Origin of the sequence: Novosphingobium aeonii (assembly GCF_052279045.1) — a bacterium.
Classification (GTDB): Bacteria; Pseudomonadota; Alphaproteobacteria; order Sphingomonadales; family Sphingomonadaceae; genus Novosphingobium.
Genome location: NZ_CP176832.1, coordinates 767,616 through 791,359 on the forward strand (window position 1 = coordinate 767,616; position 23,744 = coordinate 791,359).

General features: G+C 66.3%; 18 protein-coding genes. 7 read left to right on the forward strand and 11 right to left on the reverse strand.

Translation table 11 applies throughout. The features are described from left to right. Nucleotides 1-38: 38 nt before the first annotated feature. The 4 genes from ACLIMP_RS03895 to ACLIMP_RS03910 all read right to left on the reverse strand — a co-directional run bounded on the left by ACLIMP_RS03895 (nucleotide 39) and on the right by ACLIMP_RS03910 (nucleotide 9,543). Nucleotides 39-1,472 (reverse strand): glutamate synthase subunit beta, encoded by a 1,434-nt coding sequence (locus tag ACLIMP_RS03895; RefSeq protein ID WP_054441086.1) that lies wholly within the window; start codon nucleotides 1,470-1,472, stop codon nucleotides 39-41. 17 nt (nucleotides 1,473-1,489) lie between these two features. Beyond that, nucleotides 1,490-6,127 (reverse strand): glutamate synthase large subunit, encoded by a 4,638-nt coding sequence (gene gltB, locus ACLIMP_RS03900; RefSeq protein WP_324697667.1) that lies wholly within the window; start codon nucleotides 6,125-6,127, stop codon nucleotides 1,490-1,492. A gap of 265 nt (nucleotides 6,128-6,392) precedes the next feature. Next, nucleotides 6,393-8,378 (reverse strand): hypothetical protein, encoded by a 1,986-nt coding sequence (locus tag ACLIMP_RS03905; RefSeq protein ID WP_324697669.1) that lies wholly within the window; start codon nucleotides 8,376-8,378, stop codon nucleotides 6,393-6,395. After that, complete coding sequence (locus tag ACLIMP_RS03910) at nucleotides 8,302-9,543, reverse strand: TIGR04063 family PEP-CTERM/XrtA system glycosyltransferase (protein ID WP_324697671.1); 1,242 nt, start codon at nucleotides 9,541-9,543, stop codon at nucleotides 8,302-8,304. The genes ACLIMP_RS03905 and ACLIMP_RS03910 overlap by 77 nt, the downstream gene beginning before the upstream one ends. 66 nt (nucleotides 9,544-9,609) lie before the next feature. Between ACLIMP_RS03910 and ACLIMP_RS03915 the strand changes: the two genes are divergently transcribed. The 4 genes from ACLIMP_RS03915 to trmB all read left to right on the forward strand — a co-directional run bounded on the left by ACLIMP_RS03915 (nucleotide 9,610) and on the right by trmB (nucleotide 13,070). Next, nucleotides 9,610-9,816: a hypothetical protein gene (locus ACLIMP_RS03915; RefSeq protein ID WP_185998948.1), complete on the forward strand. Its 207-nt coding sequence runs from the start codon at nucleotides 9,610-9,612 to the stop codon at nucleotides 9,814-9,816. Continuing rightward, the gene (locus ACLIMP_RS03920) at nucleotides 9,809-11,227 is read left to right on the forward strand and encodes a putative O-glycosylation ligase, exosortase A system-associated (protein ID WP_443478050.1); all 1,419 of its coding nucleotides are present in this window, start codon (nucleotides 9,809-9,811) and stop codon (nucleotides 11,225-11,227) included. Before ACLIMP_RS03915 ends, ACLIMP_RS03920 begins: the two co-directional genes overlap by 8 nt. A gap of 169 nt (nucleotides 11,228-11,396) precedes the next feature. Then, nucleotides 11,397-12,092 carry a response regulator transcription factor CtrA gene (ctrA, locus tag ACLIMP_RS03925; protein WP_054441077.1) on the forward strand — a complete coding sequence of 232 codons (696 nt, stop codon included), beginning with the start codon at nucleotides 11,397-11,399 and terminating at the stop codon, nucleotides 12,090-12,092. A gap of 261 nt (nucleotides 12,093-12,353) precedes the next feature. After that, nucleotides 12,354-13,070: a tRNA (guanine(46)-N(7))-methyltransferase TrmB gene (trmB, locus tag ACLIMP_RS03930; protein ID WP_054441075.1), complete on the forward strand. Its 717-nt coding sequence runs from the start codon at nucleotides 12,354-12,356 to the stop codon at nucleotides 13,068-13,070. Between the two features lie 105 nt (nucleotides 13,071-13,175). On the opposite strand, the gene ACLIMP_RS03935 is transcribed toward trmB, so the two are convergent. Further along, the gene (locus tag ACLIMP_RS03935) at nucleotides 13,176-15,443 is read right to left on the reverse strand and encodes an NADP-dependent malic enzyme (RefSeq protein ID WP_132469370.1); all 2,268 of its coding nucleotides are present in this window, start codon (nucleotides 15,441-15,443) and stop codon (nucleotides 13,176-13,178) included. Nucleotides 15,444-15,557: 114 nt separating this feature from the next. Here ACLIMP_RS03935 and mutS point away from each other — a divergent pair, with 114 nt between their 5' ends. Next, on the forward strand, nucleotides 15,558-18,176 hold the full coding sequence (gene mutS / locus ACLIMP_RS03940) for a DNA mismatch repair protein MutS (RefSeq protein WP_463920761.1): 2,619 nt from the start codon (nucleotides 15,558-15,560) through the stop codon (nucleotides 18,174-18,176). Nucleotides 18,177-18,223: 47 nt separating this feature from the next. Further along, a complete protein-coding gene (locus tag ACLIMP_RS03945) occupies nucleotides 18,224-18,391 on the forward strand; it encodes a hypothetical protein (protein ID WP_231636162.1) in 168 nt (55 codons plus the stop codon). On the opposite strand, the gene ACLIMP_RS03950 is transcribed toward ACLIMP_RS03945, so the two are convergent. The 5 genes from ACLIMP_RS03950 to gluQRS form a co-directional block, all read right to left on the reverse strand. Beyond that, nucleotides 18,392-18,712 (reverse strand): hypothetical protein, encoded by a 321-nt coding sequence (locus ACLIMP_RS03950; RefSeq protein WP_054441071.1) that lies wholly within the window; start codon nucleotides 18,710-18,712, stop codon nucleotides 18,392-18,394. Between the two features lie 150 nt (nucleotides 18,713-18,862). Continuing rightward, the gene (locus ACLIMP_RS03955; RefSeq protein ID WP_324697681.1) at nucleotides 18,863-19,732 is read right to left on the reverse strand and encodes a 3-hydroxyacyl-CoA dehydrogenase family protein; all 870 of its coding nucleotides are present in this window, start codon (nucleotides 19,730-19,732) and stop codon (nucleotides 18,863-18,865) included. A 39-nt stretch (nucleotides 19,733-19,771) separates the two neighbouring features. Beyond that, complete coding sequence (locus tag ACLIMP_RS03960) at nucleotides 19,772-20,341, reverse strand: cob(I)yrinic acid a,c-diamide adenosyltransferase (RefSeq protein WP_324697683.1); 570 nt, start codon at nucleotides 20,339-20,341, stop codon at nucleotides 19,772-19,774. A gap of 69 nt (nucleotides 20,342-20,410) precedes the next feature. Next, a complete protein-coding gene (locus ACLIMP_RS03965) occupies nucleotides 20,411-20,644 on the reverse strand; it encodes an HIG1 domain-containing protein (RefSeq protein WP_054441067.1) in 234 nt (77 codons plus the stop codon). Next, on the reverse strand, nucleotides 20,641-21,486 hold the full coding sequence (gluQRS, locus tag ACLIMP_RS03970; RefSeq protein WP_324697686.1) for a tRNA glutamyl-Q(34) synthetase GluQRS: 846 nt from the start codon (nucleotides 21,484-21,486) through the stop codon (nucleotides 20,641-20,643). The genes ACLIMP_RS03965 and gluQRS overlap by 4 nt, the downstream gene beginning before the upstream one ends. Before the next feature lie 340 nt (nucleotides 21,487-21,826). Between gluQRS and ACLIMP_RS03975 the strand changes: the two genes are divergently transcribed. After that, on the forward strand, nucleotides 21,827-22,435 hold the full coding sequence (locus tag ACLIMP_RS03975) for an HNH endonuclease (protein WP_054441063.1): 609 nt from the start codon (nucleotides 21,827-21,829) through the stop codon (nucleotides 22,433-22,435). A gap of 13 nt (nucleotides 22,436-22,448) precedes the next feature. Here the strand turns inward: ACLIMP_RS03975 and ACLIMP_RS03980 are convergent, their stop codons facing one another. Next, a complete protein-coding gene (locus ACLIMP_RS03980; RefSeq protein ID WP_324697688.1) occupies nucleotides 22,449-23,741 on the reverse strand; it encodes a dicarboxylate/amino acid:cation symporter in 1,293 nt (430 codons plus the stop codon). Between the last annotated feature and the right edge of the window lie 3 nt (nucleotides 23,742-23,744).

A 23,744-nucleotide genomic window follows, 5' to 3' on the forward strand; every position in this document is an offset into this window, starting at 1 on the left:
TGCCGGACGCCCTTCCTGTTCGTTCCACGTGTAACGTGTCAGCGCGGCAGTTCGGAAACGCCCATGAGCGCCTCGTCCACCGCGCGGGCGCACTGGCGACCTTCGCGGATGGCCCAGACGACCAGCGACTGGCCGCGACGCATGTCGCCACAGGCATAGATTGCCGGATCGCTGGTGCGGTAGTCGGCCATGGTGGCCTTGACGTTGCCGCGTGCGTCCAGTTCGACGCCCGACTGGTCGAGCATGCCGGCCTTGCGCGGACCGACGAAGCCCATGGCGAGCAGGATGAGGTCGGCTTCGAGCGTGAACTCGCTGCCTTCGACTTCCTGCATCTTGCCGTCCTTCCACTCGACGCGGACGCATTCGAGGGCGCGGACGTCGTTGTCGCCGATGACGCGCTTGGTCAGCACGGCCCAGTCACGCTCGACACCTTCTTCGTGGCTCGACGAAGTACGCAGCTTGAGCGGCCAGTTCGGCCAGGACATCGCCTTGTTTTCGTGAAGCGGCGGCTTGGGCATGATTTCGAGCTGGGTGACCGAAGCCGCACCCTGGCGGTTCGAGGTGCCTACGCAGTCGGAGCCGGTGTCGCCGCCGCCGATGACGATGACATGCTTGCCGGTAGCCGAGAGCGTGCCGCGCGGGGCGGCGCGCAATTCGTCGTCACCCGCGTTGCGCTTGTTCTGCTGGGTCAGGAACTCCATCGCGAAGCGTACGCCGGGCAGTTCGAAGCCCGGAATGTTCAGCGGACGGGGATCTTCGGCACCGCCGGAGAAGACCACGAGGTCGAAGTTTTCCTTCAGCGAGGCGACCGATACCGTCACGCCGACTTCGGTGGATGTCCGGAATTCCACGCCTTCCGCCATCATCTGCACGAGACGACGGTTGATGAGGTGCTTTTCCATCTTGAAGTCGGGGATGCCGTAGCGAAGCAGGCCACCGACGCGGTCGCTCTTCTCGAACACGGTGACCGAGTGGCCGGCGCGGGCGAGCTGCTGTGCGCAGGCCATGCCTGCCGGCCCGGAGCCGACGACGGCCACCGACTTGCCGGTCTTCTTCGCGGCAGGCTTCGGCGTGATCCAGCCTTCCTGCCAGCCCTTGTCGACGATCGCGCATTCGATCGACTTGATGGTGACAGGCTGGTCCACGATGTTCAGCGTGCAGGCCGCCTCGCACGGAGCGGGGCAGATGCGACCGGTGAACTCGGGGAAGTTGTTGGTCGAGTGGAGGACTTCCAGCGCGTTGCGGAAGTCGTCCTCGTAAACCAGGTGGTTCCAGTCCGGGATGATATTGTTGACCGGACAGCCGGTATGGCAGTGCGGCACGCCGCAGTTCATGCAGCGTGACGCCTGGTCCTTCAGCGCCTGCGGCGCGAGCGGGACTACGAACTCGTTGTAGTTCTTGAGGCGCTCCTTGGCATCGCCATAAGTGCGGTCCTGGCGGTCCAGTTCGAGGAAGCCGGTTTCCTTGCCCATCTTACTAATTCCCGATCTTATTCTGCTGCGACCGAAGCGGCTTCGAGGCGTTCCGCCTCCTGCTGGCGCAGAGCCTTTGCGTAGTCGCGCGGCATCACCTTGACGAACTTGCCCAGCGTGTTCGACCAGTCGTCGAGCAGCGCGCGGGCTCTTTTCGAGCCGGTGTGCAGGTGGTGGCGTTCGAGCAGGATGCGCAGGCGCTCCGCATCGTGGCGCAGCATGTCGCCCATGCCGAGGTCGCGGACCGAGACGGTGCGCTGTTGCGGCCGGCCCGTTCCCTCTTCCTCGTCGGCTTCGGCCGAGATCCGGATGAGATCGACCATCGCCGGGTTCACCAGCTTATCGAACTCGCCGTCCTCGTCGTAGACGTAGGCGATGCCGCCCGACATGCCCGCCGCGAAGTTGCGGCCGGTCTTGCCCAGCACGGTAACAACACCGCCGGTCATGTATTCGCAGCCGTGATCGCCGCAGCCTTCGACGACCGCGATCGCGCCCGAGTTGCGGACCGCGAAACGCTCGCCGCCGACACCGTTGAAGAACGCCTCGCCGGAAATCGCGCCGTACAGCACGGTATTGCCGACGATGATGTTCTTGGTCGGATCGCGATCGACATGGCCGGGCTGGCGCACGATCACGCGGCCGCCGGACAGGCCCTTGCCGACATAGTCGTTGGCATCGCCGGTCAGGTCGAGCGTGACGCCGTGGGCAAGCCAGGCGGCGAAGCTCTGGCCGGCAACGCCGGTGAGCTTCACGTGGATGGTATTGTCGGGCAGGCCGTCATGGCCGTAGCGACGGGCCACCTCGCCCGAGAGCATCGCGCCGACCGTGCGGTTGACGTTGATGACGCTCTTTTCGATGCGAACGGCCTGACGGTTTTCCAATGCATCGGCTGCACCTGCGATCAGGGCATTGTCCAGCGCGTTTTCGAGGCCGTGGTCCTGCGCTTCGCTCCAGCCCAGCGAGGGGCTGTCGCCCAGCGGTGCCTGGTAAAGCACCTTGGACAGATCGACGCCCTTGGCCTTCCAGTGCTGGACTGCCTTCTTCATGTCGAGCTTGTCGACGCGGCCGACCATTTCCGCGATCGTGCGGAAGCCGAGTTCGGCCATGATCGCGCGCAGTTCCTCGGCGACGAAGAAGAAGTAGTTGACCACATGCTCGGGCTGGCCGGTGAAGCGGGCCCGCAGGACGGGGTCCTGGGTGGCGACGCCGACGGGGCAGGTGTTGAGGTGGCACTTGCGCATCATGATGCAGCCGGCGGCGATCAGCGGGGCAGTGGCGAAGCCGAACTCCTCCGCGCCAAGCAGCGCCGCAACGGCAACGTCACGGCCGGTGCGCAGGCCGCCGTCGGCCTGAACCACCACGCGGCTGCGCAGGTTGTTGAGCAGCAGGGTCTGCTGGGTCTCGGCCAGGCCGATTTCCCAGGGCGAACCCGCGTGAGTCAGCGAGGTCAGCGGCGAAGCGCCGGTGCCGCCTTCGTAGCCCGAGATCGTGATGTGGTCCGCGCGGGCCTTGGAAACGCCTGCCGCAACGGTGCCCACGCCGACTTCCGACACCAGCTTGACCGAGACACGGCTGGTCGGGTTCACGTTCTTGAGATCGTGAATGAGCTGCGCAATGTCTTCGATCGAGTAGATGTCGTGGTGCGGCGGCGGCGAGATCAGGCCGACGCCCGGCGTCGAGTGACGGGTCGCGCCGATGGTCTTGTCGACCTTGTCGCCCGGCAACTGGCCGCCTTCGCCGGGCTTGGCGCCCTGGGCCATCTTGATCTGGATGTCGTCGGCATTGACGAGGTACTCGGTGGTCACGCCGAAGCGGCCCGAAGCAACCTGCTTGATCGACGAACGCATGGTATCGCCATTGGGCAGGGGCGTGAAGCGCGAGGGGTCCTCGCCGCCTTCACCGGTGTTCGACTTGCCGCCGATGCGGTTCATCGCCAGCGCCAGCGTGGTGTGCGCCTCCCAGGAGATCGAACCGTAGCTCATCGCGCCGGTGGCGAAGCGCTTCACGATTTCGCTGGCAGGTTCCACTTCGGAGATGTGGATCGCCTGACCGGGCACGAATTCCATCAATCCGCGGATGGTCAGCATCCGGGTCGACTGGTCGTTGATGGTGCGGGCGAATTCCTCGTACTTGGCGGGGATGTTGCCGCGCACGGCGTGCTGGAGCGCGCCGATGTTCTCGGACGTCCAGGCATGTTCCTCGCCGCGCACGCGCGAACCGTAGATGCCGCCGACATCGAGCATGTTCGCGTAGATCGGATTATCGCCATAGGCCGCATCGTGGCGGCGCACGGCTTCCTGCGCGATCTCCGCGAGACCGGCACCCTCGATCGAGGTCGCGGTTCCGGTGAAGTACTTCTCAACGAAGGCGGTCGAGAGGCCGACAGCATCGAAGATCTGGGCGCCGCAATACGACTGGTAGGTCGAGATGCCCATCTTGGACATGACCTTACGGATGCCCTTGCCGATGGCGTAGACGTAGTTCTTCGCCGCCTGCTCCGCCGTTACCGGCAGGTTCTTGCGAACGCGCACGGCTTCGATGGTCTCGAAGGCGAGGTAGGGGTTGATGGCTTCGGCGCCGAAGCCCGCCAGCGCGCAGAAGTGGTGGACTTCACGCGCTTCGCCGGTTTCCACGACGAGGCCGGTCTGCATGCGCAGGCCCTGGCGGACGAGGTGGTGGTGGACGGCGGCGGTTGCCAGCAGCGCCGGCATCGGGATGCGGTCCGGGCCCTGTGCGCGGTCGGACAGGACGAGGATGTTCTTGTCCGCCAGCACCGCTTCGGTCGCGGCCCAGCACATTTCCTTGATCGCCATTTCGAGGCCCGCGGCGCCGCTCTTGGCGTCCCAGGTCATGTCGATGGTGGCGGTGCGGAAGGCGCCGTCAAGTGCGGCTTCCACCGAGCGGATCTTGGCGAGGCCAAGGTCGGTCAGGATCGGCTGGCTGACTTCGAGGCGCTTGTGGCTGCCGGCGTCATGGCCGAGCAGGTTCGGGCGCGGGCCGATCATCGAGACGAGGCTCATGACCAGTTCCTCGCGGATCGGGTCGATCGGCGGGTTGGTGACCTGCGCGAAGTTCTGCTTGAAGTAGTCGTAAAGCAGACGGGCCTTGTTCGACAGCACCGGGATCGGCGTGTCGGTGCCCATCGAGCCGAGCGGATCGTCGGCGGCGACGGCCATCGGCTCCAGGAAGCGGGTAACGTCTTCCTGGGTATAGCCGAACACCTGCTGGCGATCGAGAAGGGTGCCGGTGGGCGCGGGCAGCTCGGCCAGCTCGGGCTCGATCACGTCGAGGTCCGCCAGCTTGTACTGCGCCTGGTCGAGCCACTTTTCATAGGGCTCGGCGGCGGCAAGCTGGGTCTTGATTTCCTCGTCCTCGATGATGCGGCCCTGATCGAAGTCGATCAGGAGCATCCTGCCGGGCTGGAGGCGCCACTTGCGGACGATGTTGTCTTCCTTGATCGGAAGCACGCCGGATTCCGACGCCATGACGCAGATATCGTCGTCGGTGACGAGGAAGCGCGCGGGGCGCAGGCCGTTACGGTCGAGCGTGGCGCCGATCTGGCGGCCGTCGGTGAAGGCCACGGCGGCCGGGCCGTCCCAGGGCTCCATCAGGGCGGCGTGATACTCGTAGAACGCGCGCCGTTCCGCCGTCATCAGCGGATTGCCCGCCCATGCTTCCGGGATCAGCATCATCATCGCGTGGCTGAGCGAATAGCCGCCCGCGAGCAGCAGCTCGAAAGCGTTGTCGAGGCAGGCGGTGTCCGACTGTCCATGCGGGATCAGCGGCCACATCTTGTCGAGGTCGGCGCCGAGCAGCTCCGATTCCATGGTGCGACGGCGGGCGTTCATCCAGTTCACGTTGCCGCGAACCGTGTTGATCTCGCCGTTGTGGGCCATGAAGCGGAACGGGTGTGCCAGCTTCCAGCTCGGGAAGGTGTTGGTCGAGAAGCGCTGGTGCACGAGGCCGAGCGCCGAGACGAACTCGGGATTGCGCAGATCGTCGTAGAACGAGCCGACCTGGGTTGCCAGCAGCAGGCCCTTGTAGACGATCGTGCGGCTGGAGAAGCTGGGCATGTACAGCTCGGTCAGGCCGGGCAGGTTATGCTTCTTCGCCATCGCTTCGAGCGGGTTCTGCGTCTGCTTGCGGATCGCCAGGATCTTGCGCTCGAACGCGTCCTGGTCGGCGCAGTTGTCGCCGCGGCCGACGAAGCACTGGCGGATCACCGGCATTGAGTTGATGACGGTCTTGCCGAGGCCATCGAGCGTGACGGGCACGTCGCGCCAGCCGATCAGGTGCTGGCCTTCCTTGGCGATGAACTTCTCGAAGGTCTGCGTGATGAGGTCGCGGCTGGCTTCGTCCTGCGGGAGGAAGCACATGGCGACGGCATAGTCGCCCGCCTGCGGCAGTTCGACGCCGGTGGCGGCGGCCCAGCTGCGGAACAGCGTATCGGGAAGCTGGGTCAGGATTCCTGCGCCGTCACCCAGCAGCGGGTCGGCGCCCACCGCACCGCGGTGGTCAATGTTTTTAAGGATTTCCAGTGCCTGAGTAATGATCGCATGTGTTTTCTGGCCTTTGATATGGGCTACGAAGCCCACACCACAGGAGTCGTGTTCGTTACGCGCATCATAAAGGCCCTGGGGCTTAGGAAATCCCATCGATAAAACCCATCCTGTCATTTTTTGTCGGGTTGCCTTCCATGCTCCGCCTCGGCGCGCACGAATCGTGCGACGCCGATACGCGTCATGGGGTCCCAAGCGCCCCCATGACGATTACGAGACGTTTTTGCAATGGCGAAGGCAGGGGGTCGCGCAGGATTTAGTGCGTGTGCACGGTAAAAAAGGGAATTTTGTTATGCAAAAACCCGGAACGGTTGCGCCGGACCGGGTTTTTGCAGGGATGTGACGTCGATTTGCCGGGGCGTCAGGCGGCGCCGCTCATCCGCTGGAGTGTGGCGAGTGCGGCGCGCAGTGCCTTTTCGGTTTCGGTAGGATCCGGCCGGGCCGGCGGATCGAACGGCCGATCGGGCGATGCCTGCGTCATACCGCTCTCTTCGGCATCCGCCGGAAGCATGTTTGCATCGAAATGAACGAAATTCTGCCGCGGGGCCTGACGGGAAAGGTTCAGCAGGGACGAGTAGCCCTGTTCGAGCACGGCCTCTTCCTCGTCGTCCTCGGGCTTCTCGTCATAGGCGAAGTCCTGCGAGAGAGCGTCGAATTCGGCATATCGGCCGGCATCTTCCTCTTCTTCGTCCCCGGCCTCGAACGCGTCAGGCCCGATTTCCACTGCAACGGCATGCGCGGTGCCGAGGGAGACCGGCGCGGCGGCGAGGCTGATATGGCGCGGCGGAAGGTAGCCGGGCAGGGCATCGTCGTCATTTCCGAACGAATCGAGCCCCACCGGGCGCAGGGCCGCCGGGATGCGGGAAATTGCGGAAGGTCCGTCCTCGCTTTCACCGGGCGCCTTATGCACGGGCAATGCGAATGGGGCGACCGAAGCAAGGCGCGGCAGAGGCGAGCGCAGGGTTTCGGTGAATGGCGGTTCTGCGAAAGGCGGGGCAGGGAATGCGATGGTTTTCGCCGTCGTGACCGAGGCTTCGGTTGCCGTCGGGAGTTCCGGCGAACTTGCGGGTGCATCGGGCGCGAACAGCGGTTGAGGCGCGGGCTGCCCGACGAACGCCGACGAGGAGGGCGTCACGGCGCTGCGCTTGCGGCGCTGTTCTTCCATCGCAAGGGCGAGGCGTTCGAGCAGTTCGACCTGCGACAGTGTTTCCAGTTCGGCTGCCGCGATTCGTTCCGCGGCATTCCGCGCGCTCTCCGTGTCCGCTTCGGGCAGGGTTGCGGCCGCGTCTGATTCGGCCGCCGGCGGGGCGGAAGCCGCGAATCCCGGAGCGGGTGTGCTCGCCTCGGCGGGTTCGGAAACCTTGTTCGCATAGGCTTCGAACAACCGGTTGTTCAGCGCTTCCGGCGCCGGCGTGGAAGGCGCGGGTTCCGTTTCCGGCCCGTCTTCGGCCTCGGCCCCGGTCTTGTCTTCGTGCGCCCATGCAGCCGGTGAGAAGCTGTGGATTTCCTGGCGAGGCTCAAGCCATTCGGGAACGCGGCCGAACGGAGCTTCGGAGCGATCGTCGCTTTCTTCCCGGCTCTCACCTGTCTCTTCTGCCGGGAACTGGCCGGGAACCGTCCATGCAGGAGCGGCGTCCGGCGCTGCCGCGATCGGCGCGAAACTGGGTCCGTCCTCGAAAGCGGGGGCCTCCGAAGCCGTTGAAGCGGGAAGCTGCGTGGTCACGATCCCGTCGATGTCGAGCTCCGACAAGTTGAGGATCTGGGGGGCTTCCTCGCCTTCGGGCCGTGTTTCGAGCGCTTCGGCGGGCTGTTCCTCGGCCACCAGCGCGAATGCGCGACGGCGGCGTGGCTGGTTTGCCTGCGGTGCGGGATCGGCCTCTTCCGCGCTTTCCGCCGTCTCGAAGCCGGCGAAAGGCATGCGAGCGGGCTGTGCCTCGGTGGTCTGGGCGACCCGGCGGCCGGCCACGAGGCCGACAAGTCCGCCGAGCCCGGTCATGGCGAGTGCGAAGAGGATGCGGGCGGTGTTGCCCAGCGGCGGCGTGGCCATCGGGAGCACCTTGCCCAGCCCGGTTGCGCCGACGATGCGTTCCAGCAGTGCCGGGCTCACCATGATCGACCCGAGGCCGAAGAGGGCGGCAAACCACAAGGCGACGATCGCGGGAAACAGGGGGTGACGGCTGATCGGCTGGGCCACGGCGGGCTTCCTGTTCTCTGCTTTCGCCACGAATTGTACCCCGTTTCTCACGTTGGAATTGCGGAATTCCGCCTTGTCAGGCAGCGGTTCCCAGTCCTTTTTCAGCATCGAGAGGTGCCACCATTTGGTAAACGTCTCGATAACGACGGGCATTGGCGGCCCAGTCGTGCCGTTCCCGGACATGTCGGCGCCCGGCCTCGCGATAGGCTTCCCACGATTCGCGGTGTGCGAGCAACCCTGCAAGAGCGGCCGCGCAGGCAGCCGGATCGTCAGGCGCGAACAGGGTTCCGGTCACGCCGTGGTCCACCAGTTCGCGGTGCCCGCCGACATCGCTGGCCGCGACAAGCTTGCCCTGTGCCATGGCCTCGAGCGGCTTGAGCGGGGTGACGAGGTCCGTGAGGCGGCTTTTCTTGCGCGGATAGGCCATGATGTCGGCCAGGGCGTAATAGCGATCGACTTCATGGTGAGGCACCCGGCCGATGAAGCGGATTGCCGACGCCGCCGGGGAGGCCAGCGCCTGAGCGCGCAGCGCCTCCTCGCGCGGGCCGCCGCCGACCATGAGCAGCCGCGCGTCGGGTTGTCTCTTCAGTAGCAGCGGCATGGCGGCGATCAGGTCGTCCAGCCCCTCATAGTCGTAGAAACTGCCGATGAAACCGATCACCGGACAGGCGCGGCCATCGGTTTCGAAGCCCAGTTCCTTTGCCAGCGCCCTGTCGCGCGCGGGCGGCGTACCGAACAGTTCCAGATCGACGCCGTTTGGCATTTTCGTGATCTTCGCGGTGGGAACGCCCCGGGCGATGAGATCGGCGCGCAGGCCGTCGCAGATCGTCACGATCGCATCGGCGCGGGCGACGACCCGGTTTTCGAGGGCGCGGGTCAGCCGGTATTTCAGCGAACCCTCGGCGCCGGTACCGTTGCCGACGGCCGCATCCTCCCAGAATGCGCGGATTTCATAGACCAGCGGGATGCCGTGCCGGCGCGCGACGCGCGACGCTGCGGCGCCGCAGAGCGAGGGGGAATGGGCGTGGATCACGTCGGGGCGCCATTCGCGCACCACCTGTTCGATGGTCTGCGCGAAGAGCCCGATCTCGCGCCATTCGCGCAGCCCGGCGGGCCCGCTTGCACTTCCGCGGGTGCGGTGGAAGACGAGGCCGTCCGCATCCTCGACATCGGGGCCAGTCGCTGTATGGCGCAGGCCTGTCACGCCGCGCACCTCGAAGCCCATCGCTTCCTGTGCCTTGAGGATCGCGCGGGTCCGGAAGGTGTAGCCGCTGTGCATCGGCAGCGAATGGTCGAGGACGTGGAGAACACGGGTCATGGTCGCAATTCCTATGCCTGCAAGGCTTAACGCCGCGTCAACTCCGTACTGCTAGGCCCGGCAGCGATGGTCGACATCCTTGCCCTTGCCGTGAGCCACGCCCTCTTGGCGCTTGCCGCCTGGCGCCTGCTGTGGCGGCCGGAACTGGACGTGGAGGGCGGGGCGGAGAAAAGCCGCCGCATCGTCCGCCGCGGGATGCAGTGGGGCGGCGCGGACGACCGGGCCGGAAGCCCGGATTCGAGCGACACGCAAGAGGCGGCAGGCGATGATTGATCTTGCGCTGAGCGGCTTTCTCTTCGGGTTTCTCCTGCTGGGGCTCAAGCGTCCGTTTCTCTGGGTGCTGTGCTATCTCTATGTCGACATCGTGTCGCCGCAGGTCATTTCCTGGGGGATACTGGCGCATTTTCCGGTCTCGCTCATGGCCTTTGCCGCAGCCTTTCTCGGCTGGGTTCTGTTTGACGACAAGCGCGATTCGCGCATTACCGGGCGCCAGATCCTGCTGGCGCTGCTGTTGTTCTATTGCGCGGTAAGCACGCTTCGGGCCGTTTATCCGGTGGAGGCGCAGGAGAAATGGGCCTGGGTCTGGAAGGCGCTGGTCTTCGCGATCTTCCTGCCTTTCACCTTGCGAACGCGGTTGCGGATAGAGGCGGTGGCGCTGGTCATGGTGCTGTCCGCTGCGGCGCTGATCGTCGATGGAGGGCTGAAAACCGCGCTTGGCGGCAGCGGCTACGGCACTTTGCGGATCTTCGTGGACAACAACACCGGGCTCTACGAAGGGTCGATCCTTTCCTGCGTGGCGATCGCCATCATTCCCATCATCCTGTGGCTGGCGAAGTACGGGACGGTCTTCCCGCCTGACTGGCGCGTGCGTGTTTTCGCGGCGGCGCTGATCTTTGCCTGTGCCCTGATTCCGGTGGGAACCCAGGCCCGGACGGGGCTGGTGTGCCTGGGCGTGCTATGCCTGTTCTACTTGCGAACGGCCCGGCACAAGGTGCTGATCGCGGGGGGAATGGCGCTGGCCGTCATGGTTGCCTTGCCGTTCCTGCCGGCCTCTTTCCTGGCGCGCATGGGGACGATCGAGAACCACCAGTCCGACCAGTCCGCCGGTACCCGTCTCGGGGTGTGGAGCTGGACCTGGGACTATGTGAAGCACAATCCGCTGGGCGGCGGCTTCGTGGTCAGCATGGCGAGCAAGGTGGCTTACGATACGGTCTCCGTGCAGACGGTGGGCAACAGCACGACGGTCACGCGAACGCCGGTCGTCGAGCAGGGGCGCGCCTTCCATTCGAGCTATTTCGAAATGCTGGGAGAGCAGGGTTTTCCGGGGTTCTTCCTGTGGATACTGCTGCAACTGACCGGGCTGGTGCAGATGGAGATGATCCGCCGCCGCTGGAGGAAACGCACCGGTGCCGACGAGGCCTGGGTGGCGCCGCTGGCGATCGCGCTCCAGCTTGCGCAAGTGGTCTACCTGATCGGATCGCTGTTCGTTGGCATCGCTTTCCAGCCCTTCATCCTGATGCTGATCGGCCTGCAATGCGGCTTCTGGAGCTACCTGAAGCGGATCGACACAACCGCACCAGAACGACACCTGAAGGCACCAGAGATGCGGGTGCAGGCTGCCACGTCGCCCAGGGGGGTAGCCGGTCGGCACAGGCACCGGATCGGGACCGGCCGTGCTCCTTGAGAAAATTTAATCCTAACGCGCGACGGTTTCCTATCGCTCTGAAAAGTCCCGGGCTTCGCCATTTACGGCAAATTAACCTTTAACCTTCATTGGTCCTATGGTTAATACAGGGAAATGTCCGTTCCGGCTGGGGTTTGCGCCGAGAGGACGGGGGCGAAAGGGAATTCCGATGCGAGTGCTGCTGATCGAGGATGAACCGACCACCGCGCGGGCTATCGAGCTCATGCTGACGGCCGAAGGCTTCAACGTCTATTCGACGGATCTGGGCGAAGAAGGCCTCGATCTCGGCAAGCTCTACGATTACGACATCATCCTGCTCGACCTCAACCTGCCCGACATGCACGGCTATGACGTGCTCAAGAAGCTGCGCGTCGCCAAGGTGCAGACGCCGGTGCTGATCCTTTCGGGCATCTCGGAAATGGATTCGAAGGTCCGCTCGTTCGGCTTCGGCGCCGACGACTATGTGACCAAGCCCTTCCACCGCGAAGAACTGATCGCGCGCATTCACGCCGTGGTTCGCCGCTCGAAGGGCCATTCGCAGTCGGTCATCCGTACCGGCAAGCTGGTCGTCAACCTCGACGCCAAGACCGTCGAGGTCGACAGCGCCCGCGTGCATCTGACCGGCAAGGAATATGCGATGCTGGAGCTGCTCTCGCTGCGCAAGGGCACCACGCTGACCAAGGAAATGTTCCTCAACCACCTTTACGGCGGCATGGACGAACCCGAACTCAAGATCATCGACGTCTTCATCTGCAAGCTGCGCAAGAAGCTGGCCCATGCCTGCGGCGGCGCCAACTACATCGAGACGGTCTGGGGCCGCGGCTATGTGCTGCGCGACCCGGACGAGCTTCAGGACGTCGCCTGAACCGACCCGCCTCTAAACATAGGGGCGCGTGCGTAACTGATGCGGGAACAAAGCGGCCTGCCCTTCCGGGGGCGGGCCGTTTCGCTTTCGAGGCCTGCGGCCTTCAGGTTCCCCCTTCGCCTTCGGCGCCGGCGAAGGCCGGGGAAGGGGGCTGAGAACAGGCCCGGTTCCGTCTCCGTCGCCGGGAAATCGGCGCGAGTGGGGCCGTAGCGGCGGGTCCCACGTTGACCTTGCCGGGCAACGGTGCCAGTGCCCCGCGCCATGACGGCTCACAAACCCGGCGATCCGACCACGCTCAACCGCCTCTACGGCCGCGCCAAGGGCAAGCCCCTGCGCGCGGGCCAGCAGGCGCTGGTCGACAACCTGCTCCCGCGAATCGCGGTTCCCCTCGAAGGTCCGGTCACCTCCGACCTGCTGTTCGGCGACGATCGCCCGATGCATTTCGAGATCGGCTTCGGCGGCGGCGAACATATGGCGGGCCGGGCGGACATGCTGCCCAACCACGGCTTCATCGGCGCCGAACCCTTCATCAACGGTGTTGCCCAGGCGCTCACCCATGTTGCCGGAGACAATGGCGCCAGCACGCCGCTCGGCAATGTGCGCATTCATCACGGCGATGCGCTGGAAGTGCTTTCGCGCATTCCCGACGGTTCGCTCTCGTTCCTCTACCTGCTGCACCCGGACCCCTGGCCCAAGGCGCGCCATGCCAAGCGGCGCATGATGAACGATGGCCCGGTGGACATGTTCGCGGCCAAGCTGAAGCCCGGCGGCGAGTTCCGTTTCGGCACGGACCACGCGGTCTACGTGCGCCACGCGCTGATGGTGATGCAGCGCCATACCGACCAGTTCGAGTGGCTTTGCGAGAAACCGCAGGACTTCCAGGTCCGTCCGGGCGGCTGGCCGGAGACGCGCTACGAGAACAAGGCGCGCACCGTCTACGGGCACGAGGTCTGGTATTTCCGCTATCGGCGCAAGTAAGCGTCAGGCCCAAAAGAAACGCCGCCCCGGATCAGGTCCGGGACGGCGGCATCTCTGGGAAAAAAAGGGGCGTCCGGACATGATCCGGGCGCCCCTTTTTCGATGTTATCCGGCGATACCGGCCGCCGCGAGCACGGCCAGCGTCAGCACGTCCGGCGCCAGCGCGGTCATCGGCACGATCTGCACCGGCTTTTCCGCGCCCAGCAGCATCGGGCCGATCGACGTCGTGCCGCCGATTTCCTTGAGCAGCTTGGCCGAGATATTGGCGGACTGCAGGCCCGGCATGATCAGCACGTTCGCCGGAGCCGACAGGCGGCTGAACGGATAAAGCGCCATGATCTTGGGGTTGAGCGCGGCGTCAGGCGCCATTTCGCCTTCGTATTCGAAGTCCGGCTTTTCCTCGTCGAGGATGCGGATGGCTTCGCGGGTCTGCTCCAGCCACTTGCCCGAGGGATTGCCGAAGGTCGAGTAGCTGAGGAAGGCGACGCGCGGTTCGTGGCCCAGGCGGCGGGCGACGGCGGCAGTTTCCTTGGCGATCACCGCGAGCTGTTCGGCGTTCGGGCGTTCGTTGATGGTGGTGTCGGCCATGAACACGGTGTGGTTCTTGCCCACCAGCATGTGGATGCCGAACGCCAGCTTGCCCGTTGCCGGGTCCAGCACGCGGCGCACTTCCTTCATGGTCTGCGCGAAGGGGCGGGTCATGCCGGTGATGAGCGCATCGCCCACGCCCAGCTTGAGCAGGCCGGAGGCGAAGATGTTGCGGTCGGTATTGACCATGCGCTGCACGTCGCGCTGGAGGAAGCCGCGGCGCTTGAGGCGCTCGTAGAGCATCTCCACCATCGGGCCGACGTGCTCGGACACCATCGAATTCTCGATGTGGTAGCTTTCGGGGTTGGGCACGCCCAGTTCGGCCATCTTGTCGAGGATGACCTGGGTGCGGCCGACCAGCACGGGCTCGCCGTAGCCGAAGTCGCGGTACTGGATCGCTGCGCGCAGGACCACTTCGTTGTCCGCTTCGGCGAAGATCACGCGCTTGGGATTGGCGCGGACCTGCTCGTAGACGCGGGTGAGCACCGAGGTCGTCGGGTTGAGCCGCGCCTTGAGCTGGTCGCGGTAGGCTTCGAAGTCCTCGATCGGGCGACCGGCGACGCCGGATTCCATCGCCGCGCGGGCGACCGCCATCGGTACGACTTCCATCAGGCGCGGGTCGAACGGCGCGGGGATGATATAGTCGCGCCCGAACTGCTGGGTTTCACCGCCGTAAGCGGCGGCCACGTCTTCGTGGACCTGTTCGCGGGCCAGTTCGGCGATGGCGTTGGCAGCGGCGATCTTCATCTCTTCGTTGATCGCGGTGGCATGGACGTCCAGCGCGCCGCGGAAGATGAAGGGGAAGCCGAGCACGTTGTTCACCTGGTTCGGATAGTCCGAACGGCCGGTGGCCACGATCGCATCGGGGCGCACGGCCTTGGCATCGGGCGGGGTGATCTCGGGATCGGGGTTGGCCATCGCGAAGATGATCGGCTGTTCGGCCATCTTCTTCACGTATTCGGGCTTGAGCGCACCGGCGGCGGAAAGGCCGAGGAACACGTCGGCGCCGACCAGCGCCTCTTCCAGGGTGCGGTGCGGGGTGTCGATCGCGTGCGCGCTCTTCCACTGGTCCATGCCGGTCTCGCGGCCGCGATAGATCACGCCGGTACGGTCGCAGACGGTGACGTTCTCGTGGCGCACGCCGATCGACTTGATAAGCGCGGTGCAGGCCAGCGCCGAGGCGCCGGCGCCGTTGACCACGACCTTCACGTCCTTGAGGTCACGCCCGGTGATGAGGCAGGCGTTGATCAGGCCGGCGGCGGCGATGATCGCGGTGCCGTGCTGGTCGTCGTGCATGACCGGGATGTTCATCCGTTCGCGCAGGGCCTGCTCGATGATGAAGCATTCGGGTGCCTTGATATCCTCGAGGTTGATGCCGCCGAAGCTCGGCTCCATCATGGCGATGGCCTCGATCAGGGCGTCGGTATCCTCGCTGGCCAGCTCGATGTCGATGGAATCGACGTCGGCGAAGCGCTTGAACAGCACGGCCTTGCCTTCCATCACCGGCTTCGACGCCAGCGCGCCGAGGTTGCCCATGCCCAGGATCGCGGTGCCGTTCGAGATCACCGCAACGAGGTTGCCCTTGGCGGTATAATCGTAGGCGGTGGCGGGATCGTCGGCGATCGCCTGGACCGGAACGGCCACGCCGGGGGAATAGGCAAGGCTGAGGTCGCGTTGCGTGGCCATGGGCTTCGACGCAATGATCTCGATCTTACCGGGGCGGATCGTGTTGTGATAGAACAGCGCTTCGCGCTCGGTGAACTGGATCTTGGCTTTGTCGGACAAGCGATTTCTCCCGATTTGGAAGCGGCCCTAACGAATGTTCTCGCCACGCGATAGGGGAAAGGCACGCCAGACACGCTTCACAACAGGGGAACCACAGGGCTAACGCTCTGGGCCATGAGCGGTATTCCGGAGAAGACGGGCACGACCCCGATGATGGCCCAGTACCTTGCCTTGCGCGAGGTGGCGGGGGATTGCCTGCTGTTCTACCGAATGGGCGATTTCTTCGAGCTGTTCTTCGAGGATGCGAAAACCGCAAGCCAGGTTCTCGACATTGCACTTACCACGCGGGGCGAGCACGGCGGCCAGCCGATCCCGATGTGCGGCGTGCCGGTCCATGCCGCGGAGGGCTACCTTGCCCGCCTGATCAAGGCAGGTTGCCGCGTGGCTATAGCCGAGCAGACCGAGACCCCGGCCGAGGCGAAGAAGCGCGGCGGCTCCAAGGCGCTGGTCACGCGCGATATCGTGCGCTTCGTCACCGCGGGCACGCTGACCGAGGAATCGCTGCTCGAACCGCGCCGGGCCAATGTGCTGGCGGCGGCCTGCGAACTGCGCGGCGTGGTGGGGGTGGCGGCCTGCGACATTTCCACCGGGCGCATGGAACTGGAAGAGTGCCCGCCCGACCGGCTGGGCGCGGCGCTGGCGCGGCTGGGGGCACGCGAACTGGTCGTGCCCGAAGGCTGGGAACTGGCGCCCGACGGCGCGATCCCGCGTTCGGGCCACGAGTTCTCCTCCGATGGCGGGGACGAGCGGCTGAAGCTGGTCCACGGCGTCGCCACGCTTGACGGCTTTGGCACGTTCACCCGCGCCATGCTGGCGGCGGCGGGCGGGCTGATCGCCTATCTCGACCATGTCGGCCGGGGCAAGCTGCCGCTGCTGCTGCCGCCCGAGGCGCGCAGCGGGGACGCGGCGCTGGCGATGGACGAGGCGACGCGCGCCAGTCTCGAAATCCTCGAATCCTCGCAAGGCGGCCGCAAGGGCAGCCTTGTCGAGGCGATCGACCGCTGCGTGACGGGCGCCGGTGCGCGCCAGCTCGCCGAGGACCTCTCCGCCCCGCTGACCGATCGCCATGCGATTGCCGAGCGGCTGGAACTGGTCGAATGGCTGCACGATGACGCCCTGCTGCGCGAGGACATGCGCGCGGCGCTGCGGGCGCTGCCGGACGTCGGCCGCGCGCTGGGCCGCGTGGTGGCGGGCCGTGGCAGTCCGCGCGATCTCGGCCAGCTTCGTGACGGTCTTTCCGGTGCGCGCCGGATCGGCGAGCGGCTGGCGCCCATGGTAGGGTTGCCGGTGCTGCTGGACCGGCTGATGCCGGACCTCGGCGGGCACGCGGCGCTGGTCGATCACTTCGCGCGGGCGCTGGTGGAAACCCCGCCGACCGAGCGCGGGCAGGGCGGCTATATCGCCAGCGGCTACGATGCCGCCCTTGACGAACTGCGCGTCACTTCGGGCAATGCCCGCCGCGCCATCGCCGCGCTGGAGGCGAAGTACCGCGAGCAGACCGGCGTGGCCGCGCTCAAGATCAAGCACAACAACGTGCTCGGCTACTTCATCGAAGTGCCGCAGCGCCATGCCGACAAGCTGCTGGAGCCGGACAGCGGCTTCTCGCACCGCCAGACCATGGCGGGTGCCATGCGCTTCAATGCGCTGGCCCTGCATGAGGAAGCCAGCCGCATCACCGAGGCGGGCGCCCATGCGCTCGCCGCCGAGGAAGCGCATTTCGAGGGACTGGTGGCGCAGGCCGTGGCCGCGCGCCATGCCATCGCCCGCACCGCCGCTGCGCTCGCCCGTATCGACGTGGCGGCGGGACAGGCCGAGCGCGCCGCCGAAGGTGGCTGGACGCGGCCCGTGGTCGTGGACGGTATCTCGCTGGACATCGAAGGCGGCCGCCATCCGGTGGTCGAGGCCGCGCTGAAGGTGCAGGGCGAGCGCTTCGTCGCCAACGACTGCCGGCTCGCCAGCCATGACCGGCTCTGGCTGGTCGGCGGCCCCAACATGGGCGGTAAGTCCACCTTCCTGCGCCAGAACGCGCTGATCGTGCTGCTGGCGCAGGCGGGCGGTTTCGTACCGGCCAAATCGGCGCGGATCGGCATGGTGGACCGCCTGTTCAGCCGTGTCGGCGCTTCGGACAATCTTGCGCGCGGACGTTCGACCTTCATGGTCGAGATGGTGGAGACCGCCGCCATCCTCGCGCAGGCGACCGACCGCAGCTTCGTCATCCTCGATGAAGTGGGGCGCGGCACCTCGACTTACGACGGGCTTGCGCTGGCCTGGGCCGTGGCGGAAGCCGTTCACGAAACCAACCGCTGCCGCTGCCTCTTCGCGACGCACTATCACGAGATGGCGCGGCTCGGCGAAACCTGCGAGGCGCTTTCGCTGCATCACGTCCGCGCGCGGGAGTGGAAGGGCGATCTGGTGTTGCTGCACGAACTGGCCGAAGGTCCGGCGGATCGCAGCTACGGCCTTGCCGTGGCGCGCCTTGCCGGGGTGCCGCCCAAGGTCATCAGCAGGGCCAAGTCGGTGCTGGAAAAGCTGGAGAAGGGCCGCGCGGAAACCGGCGGCCTCGCGGCGGGGCTCGGCGACCTGCCCCTGTTCGCCGCGGCGCAGGACGCGCACGAGGAACAGTGCGACGCCCTGCGCGACAAGCTGCGCGACATGGACATCGATGCCCTGAGCCCGCGCGACGCGCTGGAGATCCTCTACGATCTCAAGCGAGAGGCAGGCACGGAGTCTTAACCAGCCTGCGCTAGCCTGCGCGCATGTTCGGGCCCAAGATCAGGAATGTGTTCAAGAGCCGCTGGCAGGCGCTGTTCTGGTCGGCCAGTGTCCTGCTGACCGCCTATTGCTCGGTGCCGTCGCCCGACGATCAGGGGCAGGGCGACACTGCGGCCAAAGCCGCCGCGAAGCCCTCGCACAAGAACCCCTGGGCCAGGGACGCTGGGCCCGGCTAGTCAGCTATCGTCGTCCGCGAAATCCTCGTCGGCGGCGTTTTCCTTGCCGTAGCGGTCTTCGAGATCGTCCATCGTCTCTTCGCCGCGATAAGCGGACATGTCGATCACGCCGCTGGAATCCATCTGCTTCATGTGATCGACGAGATCCTCGATGTCGTCCTCGTCGGCGATGCCGCCCTTCACTTTCTCGCTGTCTTCCAGACCGAAGCTTTCAGAGCCGCGACCTTGCGCCTCCTCGGCGAAGGTCTGGGCCTGGGTGTCTTCGTCTTCCTGCTCGGGGTTGACCGTTTCGGGGGCGCGGTCGTCGGGGCGTTCGCTCATCTCGGGTCTCCTTTGCCGAAGTAACGGTCAGGCGGAGTGGCCGGTTCCTCAGGCGGCGTGGACAATTTCGGCCGCGCCGCCTGAGCAAGGTGGAATGAGACGCCAGTATGGGGACAGCGCTGCCGCCCCCTTCGCTCCGGGATCGCCGGTTCAGCGCGTGGGAACGGGAACCTCGCCCGAATAATCGTAGAAGCCGCGGCCCGTCTTGCGGCCGTACCAGCCGGCCTCGACGTACTTCTGCAGCAGCGGGGCAGGGCGGTACTTGGGATCGCCGGTGGTCGCCAGGAACACTTTCATGATCTCGTAAAGGGTATCGAGGCCCACGAAATCCGCCAGCGTCAGCGGGCCCATCGGGTGATTGGCGCCAAGCCGCATGCCCGCGTCGATATCCTCGACCGAGGCCAGCCCTTCGCCCAGCACGAAGATCGCCTCGTTGAGCAGCGGGCAGAGGATGCGGTTGACCACGAAGCCCGGCGCATCGCCCGCCAGCACCACGGTCTTGCCCAGCGCTTCGCCGAAGGCCTTCATGCGCGCGGTGGTTTCCGGCGAGGTGGCAAGGCCGGGGATCACTTCCACCAGGCCCATGACCGGCACCGGGTTGAAGAAGTGCAACCCGCAGAACCGCGCGGCGTCGGGAGAGGCGGCGGCCATGCGGGTGATCGGAATCGAACTGGTGTTGGAGGCGAGGATGGCATCGGCGCCCAGAACTTCGCCCACGGCGGCGAAGATCTTCAGCTTGATATCCTCCCGCTCGGTCGCGGCCTCGATGATGAGGTCGCAGTCGCCCATGGCGGAATAATCGCCCGCCGTGGTGATGCGGGGCAGCAGCGCGTCGACGTCGGCCTGGGCGATCTTTTCCTTGGCCACCAGCCGGGCGAGGCCCCTGGCGATGCCGGCCTTGCCCTTCTCGGCGTTTTCGATCGAGATATCGGACAGGATCACGTCCATGCCCTTTCCGGCCACGGTCTGGGCGATGCCCGAGCCCATGATGCCCGCGCCGATGATTCCGACTTTACGCACTGCCAAACTCCTCTGCTGATCCGGTGACGGAAAAGGTGCCTAGCGGTTCTGGCCCGGCACCCAAAGGACGTCGTCGGCCCCATTGGCATTCACCGCCCGGGCGAGGACGAAGAGATAGTCGCTGAGCCGGTTGAGATAGCCGAGCGCGGCCGGATTGGCAGGCACTTCGGCGGCCATGGCGACGGCGGCACGCTCCGCCTTGCGGGCGGAGGCGCGGGCGATGTGGACGCGGGCGGCGGCTTCGCTGCCGCCGGGGAGGATGAAGCTCCTGAGCGGCTGGAGATGGGCGTTGATCGCGTCGATCTCTCCTTCGAGCCAGGTGACTTGCGAGGGCACGACGCGCAGGGTCATCTCGCCGGGCGCGAAATCGTCCCCGGGGGTCGCGAGGTCGGCGCCAAGGTCGAACAGGTCGTTCTGGATACGAGTGAGGGTCGCGGCATGCGGGGTTTCGCCCAGCGCGCAGACGGCCAGGCCGATGGCGCAGTTCGCCTCGTCCACCGCGCCGATCGCCTCCATGCGGGCGGCGTGCTTGGGCAGCCGCGAACCGTCGACGAGGCCCGTGGTGCCGTCGTCACCCGTGCGGGTGTAGATCTTGTTGAGCTTTACCAAGTGAGAGTCCTTCGAGAATCCGCCGGGGGCGAATTTTTGGCGGCACTGCCGCCATGCTCATCGAAAAGGTCAGCGGGCCATTGCCAGCAGGATGGCGCAGACCAGCACTGCCGCCGCCTGATACTTGATGCGGTTGAACATCATCTTGTTCTGGAGAAGCTGGTTCGCGGACGGCCCGGTTGCGGCGGGATCGCGGTTCAGGTCTTCCTTGGCGCCCTGCATGAAGGCGACGATGCCGCGCACGAGGGTGACGACGACCATGATCATCAGCAGGATGATGATGGGGATGAGAATGGTGCTCATGCCGGATGGTCTACGCCCGCCGAAAGCGAAATGCCAGCAGGGAACTGGCGCCGGCGAAGCGCCTCGGCGATGGCCTTGCCATCCTCTCCCGCGCGGCGCCGATCGCCGAGCGAGGGCGATCCGCGCCGCTTGGCCAGCTTGCGGCCATCGGATTCCACCAGCAGGGGGTGATGATGCCAGACCGGCACCGGCAGGCCGAGCAGGGCCTGCAGCAGCCGGTGGACGTGGCTCGCCGGGAACAGGTCCATCCCGCGCGTGACGAGCGTGATGCCGTCCGCCGCATCGTCCAGCGTGGCGGCGAGGTGGTAGCTGGCGGGAAGATCCTTCCTCAGCAGCACCACGTCCCCGAATATCTCCGGCGTGGCGGGCAGGGTGCCGGCCTGTTCGTCGGTCCATTCGAGCGGGCCGGCGATCTCCAGCGCGCGGGCCACGTCCAGCCGCCAGGCCGCGCCTTCCGCCTTGGCCTGCCGGTGGCGGCAGGTGCCGGGATAGACCGGACCGTCAGGCCCCATCCGCGTGGCGGCGGCGGCGATTTCGGCGCGGGTGCAGTGGCAGGGATAGAGCAGGCCCATGGCCTTCAGCCGCTCCCCGGCCTGCGCGTATCGCGCCAGCCGGTGCGACTGGAAGCGCGCCTCCCCATCCCAGGCGAGACCGAGCCATTCGAGGTCGCGAAAGAATTCCTCGACGAACTGCGGGCGGCTGCGTTCGCCGTCGATATCCTCGATCCGCAGCAGGAATTCGCCGCCGCGCGCGCGGGAAAGGTCGTGCGCCGTCACTGCCGCGAAGGCATGGCCGAGGTGCAGCGGGCCGTTGGGGCTGGGGGCGAAGCGGGTGCGGATCATCTCGCCCGCGTCCTAGCCGCGCCGCCGTTTGTCGCAAAGAGGGCATGGAGGAAGCCTTCGGGGGCCCGAACCCGGTACGCCGCGCCCGCTCTTGCAGGAAAGCCCGCCGCCGGCGGCCGTCATCTCGCGCCCGGCGCGGGGGTAAGGGTGTGGATAATAGTGGTATATCCTGTCTTCAGGGTGTGGAGTGCCTGTGGGGTGTTTGTGGAATTCTTGTGGTGAACCTGTGGATTGTTGTATGGGGCCACCCCGGTCCCGGCTTGACGGCGACTCGCGTAGATGCTGCAAAGAAAAACATGCGTTGCCATGAAACCGCAATCAGGGCCTGCGACAGGAGGCCATGCTCAAGTCGGAGCTGATCGAGCGCGCGGCCCGGTTCCGCAGCGCGGAGGATGACCCCTCCCGAAGTCTTTCCGACTGTCCTGCTCTGGTGCTCAATGCGGACTACACGCCGCTTTCCTACTACCCCCTCAGCCTCTGGCCCTGGCAGACCGCGATCAAGGCGATCGTCCTGGAAAGGGTGGACATCATCTCCAGCTACGACCGGGTGGTCCACAGCCCCAGCTGGTCGATGCAGATCCCCTCGGTCATCGCGCTTCGCCAATATGTGAAGCCGTCCGAATTTCCCGCCTTCACCCGCTTCAACCTGTTCCTGCGCGATCGCTTCAGCTGCCAGTATTGCGGCTCTCCCCAGCACCTTACGTTCGATCATGTGGTCCCGCGCCGCCTCGGCGGGCGGACGAGCTGGGAAAACATCCTCACCGCCTGCGCGCCGTGCAATCTCAGGAAGGGTGGCCGCACGCCGAAGCAGGCGAACATGCCGCCGCTGGTGGCGCCGATCCGGCCGACGAGCTGGCAACTCCTCGAACGCGGCCGGGCCTTCCCGCCTAACTATCTCCACGAAACCTGGCGCGACTGGCTCTACTGGGACATCGAGCTGGAGGCCTGAGCGCCTCTGTCGCTCAGTGCAGCGTTTCCGGGGCCGCTTCGCGCTCCTGCGCCGGGGCATTGCGGTCGGCCGCCGTGGTTATGGCCACGTCCATTGTCACATTGCCGAGGGTTCGCATCAGGTCGGGCAGGACTTCCACCGCCACCAGCACGCCCAGCGGCCAGAGCGGCACGCCCATGGCGGCCGCGATCGGCCCGATGGTCGAGACGAAGCTGATCGTGCCCGGCAGCGAAACGGTGCCGAACGTCGTGACGAAAGCGACAAGCGCGCCTGCCGCCAGCGCCCCGGTGGTCAGCTCCATGCCCGCCAACTTCGCGGCATAGACCGCCACGGCCATGTTCATCGCCGGTCCGGTCGCGCGGAACAGGGTTACGGCAAGGGGCAGGACGAACTCCGCCGTCGTGCCGGAAACCCCCAGCTTGCGGCTGGCGGCGAGCATGGCCGGCAGGGTTGCCATGGAGGACTGGGTGGAGATCGCCACGACTTGCGCAGGCAGCACGGCAGCGGCGAAAGCGCGCAGGCGGCGCCGTCCGCCGAAGACCGCGATCAGGTAGCCTGCCGGTAGCACCACGGCGCCCACCGCCACCACCAGCACGATGTAATGCGCCAGCGCCCCCAGCGCCGCGCCGCCGCTTCTCACGCCGAGCCCGAAGCCCAGCGCGAAGACGCCGATCGGCGCCAGCGCGAGCACCCAGCCGATCACCACCATCATCGCGCCCGCCACGCCTTCGAACAGCACCGCCAGCGCGCGGCGCGGCTCCTCGGCCAGTCTGGTGGAGGCGATGGCGAAGAGCGTGACGAAGACGATCACCGGCAGCATGGCGTCGGCCGCGGCGGCGGAGATCACGTTTTCCGGCATAAGGGAGGACAGGAAATCGGCGATGCCGGGCACTTTGGCGGGTTCCTCGCCGTGGGCGAACCGCACGCCGGAGGGAATCGGGAACAGGTCCAGCAGCAGCGGCATGGCCACCGCGCCCAGCACGGCGCTGAAGGCAAGGAAGCCCACGATCATGCCCAGCGCCCGCCGCGCCAGGGCGCCTGCCTGCGCGGCGGCGATGGTTTCCACGATGCCGCTGAACAGCAGACCCGCGACCAGCGGCAGGATCGTCATCTGCAGGCCCTGCAGCCAGAGCGTGCCGATCGGCCCGGCGATCCCGAGCACCGGCGCCGCGCGCGGATCGCCTGCCAGAACCAGCCCCAGCACCAGTCCGGCGACGAGGCCGGCCAGCGTCAGCATTCCGGGCACCCGAATCTCGGGAATGCGGGAGGTGCCCGTTCGAGGTGGCGTGGGGTTCGGGGAAGTCATCGG

Bases quoted from the DNA above. Each gene is read 5' to 3' on its own strand.
- ACLIMP_RS03915 (WP_185998948.1), top strand. From the start codon at position 9,610: ATGGTCGACATCCTTGCCCTTGCCGTGAGCCACGCCCTCTTGGCGCTT.
- ACLIMP_RS03965 (WP_054441067.1), bottom strand. From the start codon at position 20,644: ATGAGCACCATTCTCATCCCCATCATCATCCTGCTGATGATCATGGTC.
- ACLIMP_RS03950 (WP_054441071.1), bottom strand. From the start codon at position 18,712: ATGAGCGAACGCCCCGACGACCGCGCCCCCGAAACGGTCAACCCCGAG.
- gltB (WP_324697667.1), bottom strand. From the start codon at position 6,127: ATGGGATTTCCTAAGCCCCAGGGCCTTTATGATGCGCGTAACGAACAC.
- ACLIMP_RS03905 (WP_324697669.1), bottom strand. From the start codon at position 8,378: ATGCCCGTCGTTATCGAGACGTTTACCAAATGGTGGCACCTCTCGATG.
- ACLIMP_RS03895 (WP_054441086.1), bottom strand. From the start codon at position 1,472: ATGGGCAAGGAAACCGGCTTCCTCGAACTGGACCGCCAGGACCGCACT.
- gluQRS (WP_324697686.1), bottom strand. From the start codon at position 21,486: ATGATCCGCACCCGCTTCGCCCCCAGCCCCAACGGCCCGCTGCACCTC.
- ACLIMP_RS03980 (WP_324697688.1), bottom strand. From the start codon at position 23,741: ATGACTTCCCCGAACCCCACGCCACCTCGAACGGGCACCTCCCGCATT.
- ACLIMP_RS03975 (WP_054441063.1), top strand. From the start codon at position 21,827: ATGCTCAAGTCGGAGCTGATCGAGCGCGCGGCCCGGTTCCGCAGCGCG.
- ACLIMP_RS03910 (WP_324697671.1), bottom strand. From the start codon at position 9,543: ATGACCCGTGTTCTCCACGTCCTCGACCATTCGCTGCCGATGCACAGC.
- ctrA (WP_054441077.1), top strand. From the start codon at position 11,397: ATGCGAGTGCTGCTGATCGAGGATGAACCGACCACCGCGCGGGCTATC.
- mutS (WP_463920761.1), top strand. From the start codon at position 15,558: ATGAGCGGTATTCCGGAGAAGACGGGCACGACCCCGATGATGGCCCAG.
- trmB (WP_054441075.1), top strand. From the start codon at position 12,354: ATGACGGCTCACAAACCCGGCGATCCGACCACGCTCAACCGCCTCTAC.
- ACLIMP_RS03920 (WP_443478050.1), top strand. From the start codon at position 9,809: ATGATTGATCTTGCGCTGAGCGGCTTTCTCTTCGGGTTTCTCCTGCTG.